Raw genomic sequence first — 16323 nt, 5'->3', positions numbered from 1 at the left:
GATTCTTGATTTTAATTTTGAGGTTCAAATATTTCAACCGTTTCATAGAACGGTGCCCAGGCAAACCAATAGCCAATCATTTGGGGAATAGATTGCAGTTTTTGACCTGATTTTGGTCCTGAGATTACATTACCGAATGCATCATATTTATTTCCGCTGGTATCCTGTAAAATGGCAGGGCCCTGGCCTTCCAGCAATGACAGTTCTACAGCTGTTCCATCCTGCAATCTCTTAGGCAAAGCAACTATGAAATTCTTTGTCTTGTTTCCTACTATTACCAAATCCGATCCGGCAAATTGATCTTCAAATAGAATGTCTTCTTGGTCAAACAATTCAATGCTATATACTTTGGCTTTATTATCCACTATAAGGGCAAGTCCCCTTTCCTTTGCAGGTAATCTGGAATCTGACTGAGTTACCGGAAAAATGATCGTATTATTGTTTGTCCGATAATCTCCGTAAGGATATTGCTGGTAATTTCTATTATGTCCGGTATTGGTAGAAACCACTTTTGTAGTGGGATACAATTCTTTCCAGGTTTTCCAACTGGTTTCGATCAGGTTTACCACATTGGGCTTGGTTCCCGAAAGCGTTCCATTTACTGCCAAAAAAGCCAACTGTGACCAATTACTGTCTGTTAGCCTGTCGTAAGGAATAACATTTGTATTGTAGAGAAGTCCTGAAACGCCGAAGGTGGTTTTTCCAACAGGAAGTACCCTATCCCATCCAATCCCTGTACCCGTCAAGGGGCAATAAATCACCGCAAATGAATCACTTCCAATATCATCGTTGATGATCTCGTGCCAATCCAGGATTTTATGAGGATAAGCCCTGGCCTCACCATTGGATACAAATCCCAAAACAAGGTCATTGTCCAATAGATAACCTGCTTCTGAGGCATTGATGAAATTTGGGTTTGTCAGGGCAGGAATACCATCTTTTCCAGGCCCACCATCAAAAACCTGATTACTGGGAATCAGCCATTCCCCGGAAGTATCTGTTGGATTTTGTCCATTGGAATTATCTGTGCATCCTGTCAATACATATAAAACAAGGACTGAGAATATTGTGGGATACAATTTTAAATTTTTCATAATTCTCCGAATTTTAATGTGTTTCCGATCTTTTTCTTTTTAGGGTTGAGGTTGTAAAACATCGCCAATGTATAGCGATAGGAAGTCGTCAATTGCGTCCCATATAAATTTCTGTAAACAGGAATGTCCACTGATGCTCTGAAAGAAAGATCCGGGATAAAACTGACATTGAAACCCGGAATCACATACACCCATTTTCCGCCGGAACCTGGGAAAACGTTGCCGTCTATGAGGTCCACATTCTGCGTACGGTATCTGCCAAAAGCAAATATGTCCATCGGCCATAGAGCAAAAAAATTATAGTTGATTCCCAGATTTGCCTGAAATTCATCACCGAACTGATAGACCTGACTTCCATTATAGTCATTGTTCTTGCCTGATTTCCTTAAAGTTGAAACGACAACCAAACTCATAGGCTGAATGGGAAACTTTGATTTTTGGAAAAATGTCCAAAACATCCCATCTAAAGAACCTGAACCTGGCTGCATATCGGCAGGAAGTGTCAATCCATTGTTGTTTAGAAAATCAGTTTTCCCGGTAGGAAATTTAGGTCCTCCTCCCACTACCCACTCCATAAATGGCGTGGTCTCAGGATTGAGTATCCTATATTTCAACAATAACATCACATCACCAATGCCTTGCGTAAAAGTAAATTCTTCCTGACCTTCAAATCCTTTGATAATTCTCTCTTGCCTCACAAAGGGTAATACTGCGGCAACTGCCCATCTTGCATTGATACCATAATTCACCTCGAGCAGAGTCGATTTGGTCAACCGGCTCCTTGTATCGTCTTCTAAAAGCGTACTGTTGCTCATCAGGTCATTCAGAACATTCCGGTCATAGGTCAATAAAAACTGAAATGCTTTGTAATCTGCTGTTCCCAATCCTAGGGTTCCCCCCAAAGGAACTCCTCCTGAACAGCATGCCTGCCCAAAGGAAAAATTTGTAATGACTGCAAAAAGTAGGGTAAGTCCTCCTAAAAAACAGTTTCGAAGAAAGCTGAAATTGACTTTATTTGACGAGATGTTTTTTAGGAATACCATGCGGTCATGAAGGTTTTACTATTTGTGTTTGGATGCTTTTTCCAATGATCAGAAAATCCTTGGGAGAATAATATCCTGATGTATGTGCTACCACCTTATCCTCAGCATTGATAAACAAATGACTTGGATAACTTCTGAGTTTATATTTGTTCATCATTTCCAGTCCCTTACCTGCTTCTCCATTTAAGGTGACACTGATATAGTTTTCATTGAAGTATTGTCCTACCTCTTTATTGGAAAAAGTATTGATTTTCATCATTTTACAAGGTCCGCACCAGATGGCATAAAGGTTGACAAAAATCAATTTTCCTTCTGAATTGGCTTTCTGCAAAATCTCGTTCCAATTCTCTTCCTCAAATAAAATTCCTTTCGAGACTGTATTATTTTCAACTACTTTTCCGCTGAAAGCCAACAGTGCAAGGAAAATCAGGGCCAGCAATGCTGACCCTGCCCTACCGGTGATCCAGCCACCTTTCTCCATCCTCAATAAATTTTTACTCCGCTTCATACTCTCCTACAAGCCTGATTTCAATAGTTTTGGCGATATTGGATGCAGGCTTTCCTTTTTCAAATACTACCCCATAATCTGCCAAAGTGATTTTGAAGGTGCTTTCAGCAGAAATTACGCCATCAATTACAGTAATTTTGCCCTGTTCCTTTACGCGGTTTGTTTTGTCTTTGATCGTCATCTCACCTTCCACAACAGCCTTATAAGTTCCGTTTTTTGAGAAATCAATCTCGCTCAGGTTAGTTATCTTTCCTACAAATTTTGACCGGGGAAAATTTTTGGTGTCGAGAAAATCCGCACCATTATAATGTTTTTGCATCAAGGCCTTTTCAAACTCAAAACTCTGCATAGGAACAGAAAATATCACCTCGCCGCTTTGTGTATCCAAAGTACTGTTTGCTTTGTAGTTGTTGGCCGTTATATCCTCTATTGGGGTACTGGAAAAAAAGGATATATGGGTCTTTTGACTTACTAATTTTTCTCTTGGGGAAACAAATCCCACGATAGATACCATCATCATAAAAACCATGGTACTTGCAATTACATTTTTCATAACTCTTTGTTTTTTAGTTTAATTTAAATTTTAGATACTATATCACATTTTTCCATTATGACATTTTCATACATATTCATATCAGGATCAAACATAGCTCCCGAACGAATCACCCCTTTCACTTTAATTTCTTGTCCCAAGGTAATTTGATCACCAAGAGCACTTGAAGATACCAGAAGCGTGCAGCTTACACCGGCTTTCGCCCCTTTATCCTTTATGAGAATCACTATTTGATCATTATAATCCCTGGATATTTTTGACACCTTTCCACTTACTTCGAGGATCTTTGAATCTCCGCCTTCATCCAAGTACTTTTCATCTGCTTCTTGAGAGCCTGCCAAATATTCGTTTACCAATTCTGTGGCAGAAACTGCAAAATCAATTTTTGCCGATTGTACATTTCTATGGGGCATATTGAACATATAGATGCCTGCACCTAAAGCAATTGATATTCCCACTGCTGCCACGATGATGATTATTTTGAGGGATTTAGTGATTTTCATTTTTCTGATGTCTTGGTTGGATATTGATTCTTTTGTACTTATTGTCGTAACAGACCTAAAATCCTGACAGATTAATTTTCAGTTCAGAGATTTTTTATTTTTTCGATGATCTCTTTTTCAAATTGATCCAAGTTTTCATCATTCTCCAACTTGTTCTTTTTTTTATAATTCTTGACTATTCCATCTTCAATGGCTCTTGATTGATGTTCGTAAGAAGAGCATACTTTGCACATGGAGAGGTGGATTTTCAATTGTAATTCTTCTTTGAAAGTTAGACCAATTGCCTGTTTTTTCTCAATAAAGCCTGTGGCTTTCAGACAAGAAAGGAATAAACTGTTTTTGATATTTTGCATAAATCAAGGGTTTCAGGATTTACTCCACATATTTTCGATGCATTTCTTCATCAGTAATTTTGCTCTGTGAAGGATCTGCCAATAATTGGTCGGAGTAATGCCGTTTTCCTGACAGACTTGTTCGGTTTTTTTTTCAAAAAAATATTTGTCTGACAATATTTTACTCCAAGATTCCGGTAAATCCTCCATGCAGTTGCCAAAAACATTTACGAAAACAGGGTTATCAAAAAGATTTCCATTTTCCCAATTGGATTCAAAACCATTGACTTCCCAGTTTTGGTGTTGATCAAACATGGATTCGGTCACAGAAAATGCCGCATCTTCACCCAAAGAGGACGGAGTTTTTGATTTTCCCCGATAAAAATCTACGATTTTATGATTCAGTATCCGGAACAACCAAGTGCGTGGAGAGCTTTCACCTTTATACCTTTTGATTCCATTATAGGCTGCCAAAAAAGTTTCCTGTACCAGGTCTTTGGCATTTTCCTTATCATTCACCTTGTACTCAGCCCACCTCAAAAGATCTTTGTGATATAAACCTACCCAGACAGTTAACTGCTCTTTGAGATCAGTTTCAAAGCTATCTTTTAAAATATCCATCATGTTTCCAGTATTTGGAGACTAAAATACCGGACTAAGAAATCCTATGGTGTCGGCCAAATGACAAAGGGAAATATTAGTTTAACTAAAAAGTGAACAATAGTTTTGTTTATCTATCTAAAAAAATTAGCCTTTCTGGGAAATATCTTCAAGTCCCAACTTCAATACATTTGCATTCAGGGTTGGTGGTTTTGGCATAAGCATAGCCATCTGCCCACCATTGTTTCATCTGCTCGGGATCAAAAACAAGGGAATTTTCTGTCAGCCTTTTAGGAGGTCTATAAAAATTGATTTTCACTTGTCTTCTTATGCCTTCAAGTCTCCCGATGGTAATATCATCATTGGAAATCTGATCCAACATAAAATCAAAAGTACGGACTGTAAGCTCCAATACATTTCTGATAGGTTTTTTGTTTTGAATGATTTGTTCTGTCTTGAGTATAATCACATCAATTTCCTCCGCCCCTCTGTAAATGGCTTCAGATAGGGGCACCAAATCTGCAAAACCGCCATCCGCGTACTCGAAACCGTTTTTTTCCAACAAACTCATAAAAGGTACAAAATTCGAAGAACCCCAGATCCAATCACAAAAATCATCATAACTGTAATCTTTCAATCTTTTGTATTCTACCATATTGGTACTGAGATTGGACAAAGTCACCAAAACATCGGCCGGATTTTTTCTCATTTTTTCAAAATCATCAGGATGTATTATTTCCTTAATGAGTTTCCGTAAACTTAGACTTTCTCCAAATGTTTTTTTGCCTTTGATGAACATTTTGACTATCCCAAAATGGTTGATCCTGGTTTTGTAAATACCATCTTTCTTGGAAACTATCAAAGGACAAGTACTGAAAACCTGCTGCTGACTGACAGAGGTGTAGATTCCCTTTATTTTTTCGATTTCACCGATTGAAAGCAATGGGACCAATAAACTTCCTGTTGATGTCCCTAAAAATAATCCGTACTGGTTTCCACAGTCCTTGATCAAAAATTCGGCTATGCCTCCAGCAAAGGCACCTTTACTGCCTCCACCTGATATGACCAATGCTTTTGTAGGGAACATATTTTACGGGTTTTAATAAATTAGGAAGAAAGATATTTTTATCTGTGGATATACGGAAGTAACACAGAATAAAGTTTCAATTTTCACAAGTCATCATCTGACTTCTCTCTGTCCTCATTTTAGCTAAATATGATTGAGATCAATCAGACCATCTGTCGGCTGAAAGACCATACCCTTCTTTCCTATATATTAGTTTTGTAATGCTACAACAAATAGATAATTCCAACATAATTTTCCTTAAGGGAAATATTGACATGTCAACGGGTACTATTGCCATTTAGGGGCCTTCAAATATCCCCCACCTTTGTAGCATAAACTAAATCAAAAAAATTATGAGTACAGAAACATTGAATTTTAAAGTACCTACCCTAGAGGAGGTATCAGAAAAAAACAAAGGAATATTGACAGCCATCAAAAATCAGGTTGGATTTGTTCCGAACATTTATGCTACTTACGCCTACTCAGAAAATGCCCTGGAAAGGTATACCACCTTTGCCAATGGCAAAACAACCTTCAACAACAAAGAAAAAGAAGTCATCAATTTGGTGGTTTCCCAAGTGAATGGCTGTGAATATTGTCAGGCCGCTCACACCGCTATAGGAAAGATGAACGGCTTTACAGATGAACAGGTCATATCGCTGAGAAAAGGAGAAGCTCCATTCAATGAAAAATTTGATGCTTTGGTCAAAACAGCAAAAGCCATTACCCTAAAAAAAGGGAGGATCGAGGATGAAGTATTGGAAATTTTCTTCGATGCCGGATATACCAAAGAAAACCTGGTTGATCTGATTGTAGCCATAGGAGAAAAGACCACAACCAATCTGCTTCACAACGTAACAGGAATTGAAATTGACTTTCCAAAAGCCGTGGAATTGAGTTAATCGTTTGGTTTAGCTATCTTAAAAAAGCCGTTTCCGTTGGGAATGGCTTTTTGTAATTTTATCCTTCAATATGATTCATCAATATAAACACCCAAGTATCTCAGCAAGCTTCATCCTTTCAGATGCAAAAGACATGGAAGCAGCTTTTCAATATGCCGACCGCCATCTCAAATTCATCTGGAATAGAGATTCCCTTGATCTGAAAATTGAAGTGGACGGCATAAATCTCAATCTGAAGGCCAATCAGCTTCTTTGTTGCACTTACAATCAGGACATCAGCATTGCAAAGCAGAACAATGAACTGACACTCCTATTCTTCAACCGGGAGTTTTATTGCATACACACCTATGAAAGGGAAGTTTCCTGCAACGGACTGTTGTTTTTTGGCTCTGACTATACACCGATACTCCAACTCGATCAGGAAGAGACTGAAAGTTTGGGTACATTAATAGAAGTGCTCCAAAAGGAATTCAAAATATCTGACAACAATCAGGAAGAAATGCTGAGGATTTTGTTGAAACGCTTTATTATCAGGGCTACCCGAATGGCACGGAAACAATTACTGAAAGAAAATTCCAAAACTGAAGAGGTGGACATAGTCAGGCAATTCAGCAGCTTGGTAGAAGAGCATTTCAAGTACAAAAAAACTGTAGGCGATTATGCAGAGCTCATGCATAAATCACCAAAAACCATTGCAAATATCTTTACCAAAGTCAGTAAATTATCACCCCTACAGGTAATTCATGAGAGGATTACTGTTGAAGCCAAAAGATTGCTTATCTATACTGAAAGCCCCATCAAATCCATTGGATATGAATTGGGATATGAAGACTATGCGCAGTTCAGCAAATTTTTCAGGAAAATGACAGGGATGTACCCTCAGGAATTCAAGGCAAAAAATCCTTCCCTAGGCCAACAGGTATAAATCAACAACAGGAATTTGATTGCTGGACTGGAGGGCATTTTATTGAACCATAGCTGCAAAACACACAGCAATCTTTATTTTGAGGCTTAAGAACAGTATGGCAATTTTCGCATTCATAGAAAAACCGGCAAGCATCTACCGGCATCTCTTCTCTTTTCTGAAAGCCACAATTTGGGCAGGTGATGACGGAGTTCAGAATAATTTCCATAGTTGACTTTGAATTATGGGTTAGATTTTAAATCTGTATAATTATTTTCTTTTTACTTCTTACTTTCGGTCGGTATTGGCTTTGCTGTCAGATTCTTTTTCGTATTAAATGAAATGTTTTTTCATAAACTGTATAGAAACGAAGTATAACAGAAATCCCAAAAATAAAAACCCAATTGTTGACATAGTCACGATTGAAATCCCTTTTGTTAAATTTTCCACACTTTGAAATATCCAATAGGTAGGAAAAAAACCAAAGAAATGCTTGAATTTTTCAGGAACAAAAAATGCTGCAATAGGGATCAGGACAAGCATATTAAAAGCTTTTATATATACCATTCCCTCCATTCTGTTTTTTACGATTGTATTGATCCCCAACACGTAAATCGGTACAATCAAGGCCGTATGTAAGGAGATGGTCAAGTTGCTGCTCAAACTTATGATATAAAATGGCTGAATATAGATTAGTATAAAATTTAAAAGAACTGTGATGAAGTAGGGAAAGAAAAATCTTGAAACAATATATTGCCATTTTGAAAACGGAACTACCCCATACACTTTTGCGACATCGCTTTCTTTTTCATCTATTAAAACCATACTGCTAATGAAACAAAACAATTGGGTGTTTTCTATAACAGCTATAACCAAAAAAACAGATAGGTAGGCTGTTAAGAAATCATATTTCACCACCAATGCCGGTAATGCCCAAATAATTAAACCCAAAAGAACTATTGGTAAAAATAAAAAAGTTCGCAATGATGAGTCACGGAAAACCAGTTTAAAATCCATTAAAGCAAGTTTTAGTATTTTTTTCATTGAGTTACATATCTATTGGTAAATAAACGATGCGCTATGAAATAAAGAAATGGAGTGTAAATCATCAATGAAAGATAAACGTAATAGTAATTTATCATTGAACCTCTTACGGCATTGTCTATCAAATCCAACCCCGCTTGAACAGGCAATAAGTATTTTAACCCGCTAATATTGATTACTCCTAAATAATCCAATAGTGGAACCCCTGTAAAAAGAAAAAAAACCGGTATGGATAGCAAAGCAAAATTGAGGAACTCCGAAGCAAATGTGAGTACAATCAAACCTAAGATTGCCGACAACAGGCAAATACTAAATGAACCAATGGTGAAATTTATGATATTAAAGTCAAGCCCTTTTATGGACAATGCCAACCCAATAGAACAAATTGTTCCAATGAGTGAGAGTGCTATGATTTTTGAAATCAAATATTCATGAATATTAACCGGTGTTACAAATAAAGCGCTGAATACACCATGTTTTATTTCCGTATATATGGCTAATGCAATAAAAAAATAGCCTATAACAGATGGGTCGTTTAGTATCAATGACACTAAAAACATTTCAATATTAGAAGTCTCCTTTAGGAAATATAATATCACACCATAAACAATTGTAACTACAAGACTAATTGTAATAATATTGTGTTTGTTTAGTAATATTAATTGCCATTTAAGCTGTTTTAAAAAGGAAATCATACCGTTAACATTTTTCCTGTAATCTTAATAAACACTTCCTCCAATGTTGCTTCAAGGGTGTAGATTTTTTTGACCTCTCCTTGTTTTATGAAATTCAAAAAAGCAAAGTTTTGTCCAAGTTCATGAAGCGAAAACTCCTCTGTATTTCCATTCTTCAACTCAACTTTTACAGCTTCCTTACCATATTTATTTTTAAGATTTTGGGGTGTATCAGTAGCTAGTAAATTGCCATCCACAATAAACGCTACCCTGTCACACAGTTGGTCAGCAGTGTCCATGCTATGGGTTGTTATAAAAATCGTTTTCCCCTGTGATTTTAAATTCAAAATATGTTGTTTGATTTTATGTGCATTTATAGGATCTAAACCCGAAGTCGGCTCGTCAAAAAATAGTATATCCGGATTGTGTTGAATTGCCCGAATAAAATTTAATCTGATTTTCATGCCTTTTGAGTAAGTCTCCACAGGCTTATTTATCGCGTCTATCAAGTCAAATTTTTCAAACAACTCGTCGCTTTTTTCGATTTTACACTTTTCATAAAACGAAGCAAATAAGTCCATATTTTCTTTGCCTGTAAGTTTCAAATAATGATTGGGCAATTCAAAACCTACTCCTATTTTTTCAAGATATGCACTATCCCATGAAGTAATATTTTTCCCTTCAATAAAAACAGAACCCTTATAGCCGCTTAAAATTTTATAAAGAATTTTTTGGGTAGTGCTTTTACCTGCACCTGATGGCCCAAGAAAGCCAAATATCTCCCCTCTTCCAATTTCAAAACTTATTCCATTTAAAGTGGTTTTATCACTTTTTGGATATCGGAATTGCAAATTTTCTACTTTTATCATTTTATCTTCAAATAATAATAACGAATTCGCTCTGCCATTTTAGGGTTTCCGCTAACATCAGAATATCCCACAAGTATCAATAATTATCTCCTATATTTTGCAATTAACTGTTGCGTTAATAGGTGTACCTTGTACTATCTCTGATTAATGAACCAAAGTCAGAGAAGCTACAAAAACTAAAATTGTCTAATAGAAAGATGCAGAAGATTGACTATTAAAATGCTAGAAAGGTGATCCTACAAATGACATCATCGGAACGGTCGTCATGCTGACGTAGGAAGCATCTCCCGAGGATCCGAAAATGATAAAATTAATCATAAATAGGACCTCTAGAGATTCCTCGTAACTCGGAATGACGCCCATTTTGATATCATTTCCCTTCTGTAAATGCCAATTTTCTCCACTACCAATGACTTGAGATTTCTGATTCATAGCAATGCAACATGGTGAATTATTGATAGATCTCAATAATATTAAATATCCGTTGATATTGTTTTCAAGGTACTAATAGATTTATTATTACAGTAATCCCTTTCAATTCTTTCTGCAATTTTGTCCTTATGCCGACAAGGTCCATTGAAGTAGTTATCTATTTTTAAAACTTATTATTGAAAAAATGAAAATAAGCATCATCATACCCTCCCAAAATAACACGGAATATGTAGGTGAACTTTTGATTTATCTGAAAGCCAATATTTCGGAATATCAGTTAGAGGAAATTATTATCGTCAATGATTTTGAAGATAAGCAATTCAAAAAACTGGCAGAAAAAGCCCATGCCAAACTGTATATTTTCAAAGACAGCAATCATAAACTCAAAGCAGAGGCAGGGGCCTTTGAAGCCAAAGGGGAAATATTATATTTTATCAAGCCAGGACATTTCCCGCCCAAGTATTTTGCAGAAAGGATCATCACAGCCGTAAAATTGAAAAATGAATTAGGTAGTTTATATCATCCTATTATAGCCAGGGTTTGCAAATTTTGCAATTGGGTTTGGATGGACCGTTTAGTCCTGATTTTGTCCCCAATGAGCAATTTTTTTATTGTCAAAAAAATATTTCTTCTTTCAGGTGGCCTCAGGTATGATGGGCAAACCAGTTCATTTTCTCAATTTCTTAAGAAAAAAGAATTCAGATTTACATTTGGTCTCATCCAATAAAAAACTTAATCCATGGCAAGAATAAAAATCATTCAGGAAAATGAAGCTAAGGGAGAGCTTCATGATATTTACCAAGGATTAGTTCAAAGCAGGGGAAAACTTGCCGAAGTCCACAAAATCCAATCGCTTAACCCGAAGACGATTCTGAGCCACATGAACCTATATATGGACATCATGTATGGTCAATCCCCGCTCAAAAAAGCCCAAAGAGAAATGATTGCTGTGGTCGTTTCTGTAGCCAACAAATGCGACTACTGCACCCGTCACCATGCAGAAGCACTGAATGTGTATTGGTAAGATGATGAGAAAATTGAAAACCTGATCACTGAAATATCCTCATACGATCTAGAAGGAATTGATAAACTTTGGATTGCTTATGCAGAAGAATTGACGCTCAAGCCAAGATCCCAGAAAATTGAAACCCTGATTACTCAATTGAAAGCTTCTGGGGCGGATGACCGAAGCATTTTGGATGCCACCTTGGTCATTGGGTATTTTAATTTTGTGAACCGGATCATCTTAGGTCTGGGTGTAAATCTGGAAGAAGATGGTGGCAAAGGGTATAAGTACCAATAAGGAAGAATTGACATGTAAGAAGGCGTTTTAGACATTTTCGCAGAAGGCTTTTTACCTCAACTTTGTCAAATCATTTAAACAAGAAAAAAATTATGAAAGCACAAACAATTGATTGGCAAAAAGCGGTTATCGCTGGTATTGCAGGCACTATTTTATTTGATCTTATGGGATTGGTATTAACGGGTCAATGGTGGGATATTCCTGCCCTGTTAGGTGAGAAAACCGGATTGGGTCTCGCATATGGGGTGTTTGGCCACTTTTCCAACGGAATTCTACTGGCCATTTTATACGGCGGAATTGCATCATCTTTATTCGGTCCTTTATGGCTGAGGCCCTTTATCTTTATCACTGCCCAGACTATTGCTTTGGTATGGTTTTTCATGTTCCCATTGGTCGGCGCTGGAGTGGCTGGCTTGAACGTAGGCCCCGAAATGGCCATCGGATCAATGCTCAGGCATTGGGTATATGTGATTCCCTTTATCTTCCTGATCAATCCAAGCATTAAATCCCCAGCTCCAAAAGTTGCAGCTGCCTTTTAAATTTGAATTGTATAAAAATATTATTCAGATTAAAAAAAAGACATTTGAGAAACAAAAAAAGTCGGAGTTTTCCGGCTTTTTTTATTCATCCAAGGCTTTCATGTCCTTTACAAATATCCTTCTCCGGTCATATTTGATGATGCCCTTTTTTTCCAGATCACTGAAGACGGTGGTGACAGTCTGCCTGCTTGTGGCGGTCAATTTGGAAATATCTTCCTGTGTCAATCTTAATTCTACTACTTTTTGATTGTCTTCCCCCAAAATATCCCTACCCAATTCCATTACTGTTTCCTTAATGAAACTTTTCACCCTTTGTTCAGACGTTTTAAAGATCATGTTTTCCAATCGGTTCTGGATTTTCTTCAATCTGAATCCTATCAGTTTGGTTACCTGTAGATTGAATTTAGGATTGTGCTCCATCATTTTTTCAAAATCCGGAAGGTCCACCTTACAAATAACCGCATCTTCGGTGACCTCAGCGATTTCCTCTCTTTTTTCCTGACCTGTGATCGAGAGCTCCCCAAAAACTTCCCCTGGGCCCAAAATCGCCAAAATAATCTCCCTTCCATCACTGGATGTCTTAGAGATTTTGACTTTCCCTTTTTTGAGTAAGTACACACTATTCGCACTGTCTTCAGAAAAATAAAGAACCTGATTTTTGGGAGCATCTCTCATGGATGCCATATTGTCCATCATCTTCATTTCTTCAGGAGACAATACCTGCAGCATACTGAAATTTTCCAGGAACCAAATTTTGGTTTTGTCCATATCTACTAAAATTTAATGTTTAAATATCTGTATATTTTTTCACTTTCCACCAAATCAAAAATATTAAGACACTGCCCTATTTAAAAAAAGAATCCAAATTATTGAATCCAAAAATATAGGAATTTCTCTTCATGAAATCATTTAAAAACATAAAAGTCCTTACCGAGACAATTTCAAAGCAAGTAAATTGTTTGTTTGCAACTAATGGAAATTAAACCAGAACAGCACATGTCTTCATTCACCAAATCTGTCTTATCGGATAAAGCACCTGAATTTAAAACAAAAGAATATTTGGGAAATACCCTGAGCCTTACGGATTACAAAGGTCAAAAAATCATGCTCAGCTTTTTCAGGGGGGCCTCATGTCCATTTTGTAATATGCGGATCAGGGAATTAATTCAGTCATACTGGAAATTCCAAGAGAGGAATATCGCCGTCATTGCAGTATTTGCAGCGACAGCAGAAGAAATCGCCCAATATGCCTGTAAACAGGAAGCACCTTTCCCTATCGTTCCTGATCCAAAATTGGACCTATACCGGTTATATGGTGTTGAATCCTCCCCTAAGGGCATGTATCGTGTAATGATGCAGCCGGTAAAAATGATGAAAATGATGTTCAGCGGATTTTTCAATATGAAAGCACTGAAAGATAAACCCATACTTCCGGCCGATTTTCTGATCGATGAAGGACTTCAAGTCTATAAAATTTATCAGGGGAAGGATTTTGGAGATCATATTCCCCTGGAGGAAGTTTTGAATTGGGATTAAAGGTAAAGCGGTTCACATAGTCATTTTGCAGAATCCGGACTTTGTATCCATCGCTGGGCAGCATGGAGGTAAGCGCTCGCATCTCCATAGCCGAGCAGGTAGGCAATATCCTGTGTTTTCATGCGGGGATTTTCAGACAAATAAACCGAAAGTTCCCTGCGGATACTATCTGAAATCTTCCGGTAGGTAAGGCCCTCTGCTTTCAGTTTTCTCTGAATGGTTCTTTGGCTCATAGGAAAATAAGCTGCCGCCTGCTCAAAGTTAGGTGGTTCAGGACAGGACAGTTTCAGGCAAATATTCCGGAACTGCTGCCCGAAAGTTGGCTTTACAACTTTCTGTTCATCGAGCATCAAAAGCAGCTTGGGGAGCAGGTATTCTATCCCGGAAGTCATTCCGGAGCGGATGGGAAGGTTCAGGATTTCCGGATCAAAGACAAACCCATGTCTGCTTCCTGTCCTGCAGGTGGTGTTCAAAATCAATTCATAGTGGTCCAAATCTTTGTATGGAAGTACAAGTTCCGGCAAATATGGCTCTGGGGTGATAAGTTTGATTTCCCGGAATACAAAGGCAAATATCGCATCGAGCAGGTGTTTGCCTCCCTCATCACTGATTTGGTCAACTTCCAGAAAAATCTCATATTTATCCGGACACTTCACTTCAAGGAGTTTGACTATCGAGAAAGAATGGGCAAGATATTCCTTCAATATCCGTACAGCCTGATTGATTGTGCCGGCATGTTGCACCACATAAGTGACGAATCCCAAGGATTTGACATTGAGGTAAGCCCCGTAATGCAACCCAAAATACGGATCTGACAGATATTGAGAAAGTCCTGTAAATAGCTGAAGAAAGGTTTGGTTTTTAACCCTTCCTTCATTGGGAACCGATTCGACAGGGAATCCATTGTCAACAAAATACACATCAGAATAGAAATTCCTATCAGTAAGGTATTCCCTGATATAGCTTAAATGTACTGCTGCAATCATTGGGATTGATGATTTGACGTAAAATATCAATAAAAATATTTAAAAAAAAATGAATATTGTGAAAAACTATATCTCATAGCCATGTAAGGATTTTAATGTTGATGTCACTAATGATATAAAGCAGTATCCAGAAACCTTAATTGACATGAGCAGATTTAGACTTATTATTTTATTTGTGATTCTCTTATCCATTAGCCAGATATTATATGGTCAGGAAAATGAAAGATGGTATGTGGTATCCTTAGGAGGCAACCCGGTGGGTTATACTTTAGAAAAAAATGAAACATCAGGAGATGAGAACAAATTCCTGACAGAATTGAATATCAGTATTGGCAGGTTAGGCAGTAGTGTAGCCATGAAAATCACCACCTTTCAATATGAAAGCGAAGGGCGGCTCCATAAAATTGACACAGAAATGAATATTTCCAATGATCAGAAAACCGAATCGGCGAAAGTCATGGAAGATCATCTGATTATTGAATCACCGGAATTCAAAAGACAGCTTCCGCTTGAAACAGAACTTACCGGCCCCAACCGGTTATTGGCAAAGTTGCGACATGAAATTGAAAATGGTAATGAAAGTATTCAATACACCACTTATTCAGGTGACCTGGGAATGTACCTCAATGGTAAAATAGATTTCGTCGGGTTTGAAGAAATTGAATTAAATGGCCAGGTTTTCGATGCAGTGATCGTAGAGGAAAGCTTCAAGGAGCTCCCTATCATTAGAAAGAAGTGGCTGACAAAGAATGGACTACTATTGAGAAGCACCGAGCCAGGTCCTTTTGGCGAAATGGAACTTGCCTTGACAGATAAAGAAATTGCACTCAATTCACTGAACAACAGTGTAGATCTTTCTGAAGAGCAATACGGAAATTCAATGGCGTATTCCAATTACCGCCTCTCCCATCCCCGAGACCTGACATCGGCAAAGATCAAAATCACGCAAAGAAGACCAGAGTTAGGCTTTCCTGATTTTACAGGGGAATACCAAAAAACTATAAGCAAATCAGATACTGAATTGGTGCTTCAAATAGATAAGCCTGAGCTTAATCCTGGACAAAATAATTCAGAAAATCTTAATGAATATTTGGAACCAAATCACATGTTGGATAACAGCGATGCGCTAATAATTTCACAAACAAAAGAGGTGATCGGTGAGCAAACCGATGACTGGGAAAAAGCCAAACTGATCATTGATTGGGTGGCAAACAATATGATCTTTGATGCAGGTATTGTCCTTGCAGATTCCCGTGAAGTGATCCGGGACCTGAAAGGAACCTGTGTGAGCTACGCCATGCTTACCGCCACAATGTGTAAAGCAGCAGGAATTCCTGCCCGTTATTTAATGGGATATATTTATGTAGATGGTGCATGTGGTGGACATGCATGGGCAGAGGTGAACATCAGGGGCCAATGGATCCCCATTGATGCG

The 16323-nt window shown here is 37.7% G+C and carries 23 protein-coding genes; 8 read left to right on the top strand and 15 right to left on the bottom strand.

The genetic code is table 11. From position 1 onward, the window contains the following. Window positions 1–11: 11 nt before the first annotated feature. From ACEW8U_RS23755 to ACEW8U_RS23720, 8 genes are all read right to left on the bottom strand, one after another. Complete coding sequence (locus ACEW8U_RS23755) at window positions 12–1094, bottom strand: DUF3179 domain-containing protein (RefSeq protein WP_373524546.1); 1083 nt, start codon at window positions 1092–1094, stop codon at window positions 12–14. Then, window positions 1091–2137: a transporter gene (locus tag ACEW8U_RS23750; RefSeq protein WP_373524545.1), complete on the bottom strand. Its 1047-nt coding sequence runs from the start codon at window positions 2135–2137 to the stop codon at window positions 1091–1093. The genes ACEW8U_RS23755 and ACEW8U_RS23750 overlap by 4 nt, the downstream gene beginning before the upstream one ends. Window positions 2138–2141: 4 nt before the next feature. Next, the gene (locus ACEW8U_RS23745; RefSeq protein WP_373524544.1) at window positions 2142–2618 is read right to left on the bottom strand and encodes a thioredoxin family protein; all 477 of its coding nucleotides are present in this window, start codon (window positions 2616–2618) and stop codon (window positions 2142–2144) included. A 13-nt stretch (window positions 2619–2631) separates the two neighbouring features. Beyond that, window positions 2632–3198 (bottom strand): YceI family protein, encoded by a 567-nt coding sequence (locus ACEW8U_RS23740; protein ID WP_373524543.1) that lies wholly within the window; start codon window positions 3196–3198, stop codon window positions 2632–2634. A 23-nt stretch (window positions 3199–3221) separates the two neighbouring features. After that, window positions 3222–3701 (bottom strand): hypothetical protein, encoded by a 480-nt coding sequence (locus tag ACEW8U_RS23735; protein ID WP_373524542.1) that lies wholly within the window; start codon window positions 3699–3701, stop codon window positions 3222–3224. Between the two features lie 83 nt (window positions 3702–3784). Further along, a complete protein-coding gene (locus ACEW8U_RS23730) occupies window positions 3785–4054 on the bottom strand; it encodes a hypothetical protein (protein WP_373524541.1) in 270 nt (89 codons plus the stop codon). Between the two features lie 12 nt (window positions 4055–4066). Beyond that, window positions 4067–4657: a sigma-70 family RNA polymerase sigma factor gene (locus ACEW8U_RS23725; RefSeq protein ID WP_373524540.1), complete on the bottom strand. Its 591-nt coding sequence runs from the start codon at window positions 4655–4657 to the stop codon at window positions 4067–4069. Between the two features lie 145 nt (window positions 4658–4802). Beyond that, window positions 4803–5720 carry a patatin family protein gene (locus ACEW8U_RS23720; protein ID WP_373524539.1) on the bottom strand — a complete coding sequence of 306 codons (918 nt, stop codon included), beginning with the start codon at window positions 5718–5720 and terminating at the stop codon, window positions 4803–4805. A gap of 332 nt (window positions 5721–6052) precedes the next feature. Here ACEW8U_RS23720 and ACEW8U_RS23715 point away from each other — a divergent pair, with 332 nt between their 5' ends. Both ACEW8U_RS23715 and ACEW8U_RS23710 read left to right on the top strand, forming a co-directional pair. Beyond that, window positions 6053–6601, top strand: a complete 549-nt coding sequence (locus ACEW8U_RS23715) for a carboxymuconolactone decarboxylase family protein (RefSeq protein ID WP_123952111.1) — start codon at window positions 6053–6055, stop codon at window positions 6599–6601. A 70-nt stretch (window positions 6602–6671) separates the two neighbouring features. Beyond that, the gene (locus tag ACEW8U_RS23710) at window positions 6672–7526 is read left to right on the top strand and encodes a helix-turn-helix domain-containing protein (RefSeq protein ID WP_373524538.1); all 855 of its coding nucleotides are present in this window, start codon (window positions 6672–6674) and stop codon (window positions 7524–7526) included. A gap of 1 nt (window position 7527) precedes the next feature. Here ACEW8U_RS23710 and ACEW8U_RS23705 read toward each other — a convergent pair whose 3' ends face one another. From ACEW8U_RS23705 to ACEW8U_RS23685, 5 genes are all read right to left on the bottom strand, one after another. Further along, complete coding sequence (locus tag ACEW8U_RS23705) at window positions 7528–7734, bottom strand: GDCCVxC domain-containing (seleno)protein (RefSeq protein ID WP_373524537.1); 207 nt, start codon at window positions 7732–7734, stop codon at window positions 7528–7530. Window positions 7735–7838: 104 nt separating this feature from the next. Then, window positions 7839–8549, bottom strand: coding sequence for a hypothetical protein (locus tag ACEW8U_RS23700; RefSeq protein ID WP_373524536.1), 711 nt, complete (start codon window positions 8547–8549; stop codon window positions 7839–7841). Next, window positions 8546–9244 carry a hypothetical protein gene (locus ACEW8U_RS23695; protein WP_373524535.1) on the bottom strand — a complete coding sequence of 233 codons (699 nt, stop codon included), beginning with the start codon at window positions 9242–9244 and terminating at the stop codon, window positions 8546–8548. Before ACEW8U_RS23695 ends, ACEW8U_RS23700 begins: the two co-directional genes overlap by 4 nt. After that, complete coding sequence (locus tag ACEW8U_RS23690; protein WP_373524534.1) at window positions 9241–10092, bottom strand: ABC transporter ATP-binding protein; 852 nt, start codon at window positions 10090–10092, stop codon at window positions 9241–9243. Before ACEW8U_RS23690 ends, ACEW8U_RS23695 begins: the two co-directional genes overlap by 4 nt. Window positions 10093–10314: 222 nt before the next feature. Then, complete coding sequence (locus tag ACEW8U_RS23685; protein ID WP_373524533.1) at window positions 10315–10524, bottom strand: hypothetical protein; 210 nt, start codon at window positions 10522–10524, stop codon at window positions 10315–10317. Between the two features lie 184 nt (window positions 10525–10708). Here ACEW8U_RS23685 and ACEW8U_RS23680 point away from each other — a divergent pair, with 184 nt between their 5' ends. From ACEW8U_RS23680 to ACEW8U_RS23665, 4 genes are all read left to right on the top strand, one after another. Beyond that, on the top strand, window positions 10709–11251 hold the full coding sequence (locus ACEW8U_RS23680) for a glycosyltransferase (RefSeq protein WP_373524532.1): 543 nt from the start codon (window positions 10709–10711) through the stop codon (window positions 11249–11251). Between the two features lie 12 nt (window positions 11252–11263). Continuing rightward, window positions 11264–11548 carry a carboxymuconolactone decarboxylase family protein gene (locus ACEW8U_RS23675; RefSeq protein ID WP_373524531.1) on the top strand — a complete coding sequence of 95 codons (285 nt, stop codon included), beginning with the start codon at window positions 11264–11266 and terminating at the stop codon, window positions 11546–11548. Between the two features lie 138 nt (window positions 11549–11686). Continuing rightward, window positions 11687–11827: a hypothetical protein gene (locus ACEW8U_RS23670; RefSeq protein WP_373524530.1), complete on the top strand. Its 141-nt coding sequence runs from the start codon at window positions 11687–11689 to the stop codon at window positions 11825–11827. Between the two features lie 92 nt (window positions 11828–11919). Then, window positions 11920–12366 carry a hypothetical protein gene (locus ACEW8U_RS23665; protein ID WP_373524529.1) on the top strand — a complete coding sequence of 149 codons (447 nt, stop codon included), beginning with the start codon at window positions 11920–11922 and terminating at the stop codon, window positions 12364–12366. Between the two features lie 81 nt (window positions 12367–12447). Here the strand turns inward: ACEW8U_RS23665 and ACEW8U_RS23660 are convergent, their stop codons facing one another. Then, complete coding sequence (locus ACEW8U_RS23660) at window positions 12448–13134, bottom strand: Crp/Fnr family transcriptional regulator (protein WP_373524528.1); 687 nt, start codon at window positions 13132–13134, stop codon at window positions 12448–12450. A 204-nt stretch (window positions 13135–13338) separates the two neighbouring features. Here ACEW8U_RS23660 and ACEW8U_RS23655 point away from each other — a divergent pair, with 204 nt between their 5' ends. Then, window positions 13339–13902, top strand: a complete 564-nt coding sequence (locus ACEW8U_RS23655; RefSeq protein ID WP_373524527.1) for a peroxiredoxin family protein — start codon at window positions 13339–13341, stop codon at window positions 13900–13902. 20 nt (window positions 13903–13922) lie between these two features. On the opposite strand, the gene ACEW8U_RS23650 is transcribed toward ACEW8U_RS23655, so the two are convergent. Next, on the bottom strand, window positions 13923–14888 hold the full coding sequence (locus ACEW8U_RS23650) for an AraC family transcriptional regulator ligand-binding domain-containing protein (RefSeq protein WP_373524526.1): 966 nt from the start codon (window positions 14886–14888) through the stop codon (window positions 13923–13925). Window positions 14889–15033: 145 nt separating this feature from the next. Between ACEW8U_RS23650 and ACEW8U_RS23645 the strand changes: the two genes are divergently transcribed. Beyond that, window positions 15034–16323 (top strand): transglutaminase family protein (locus ACEW8U_RS23645; RefSeq protein ID WP_373524525.1); only part of this gene is annotated, 1290 nt, incomplete at its 3' end.

It is taken from the genome of Aquiflexum sp. (genome assembly GCF_041751335.1).
GTDB lineage: Bacteria > Bacteroidota > Bacteroidia > Cytophagales > Cyclobacteriaceae > Aquiflexum.
Note: the sequence above shows the minus strand (reverse complement) of the source record. Positions and strands in the feature narration are given on the sequence as shown.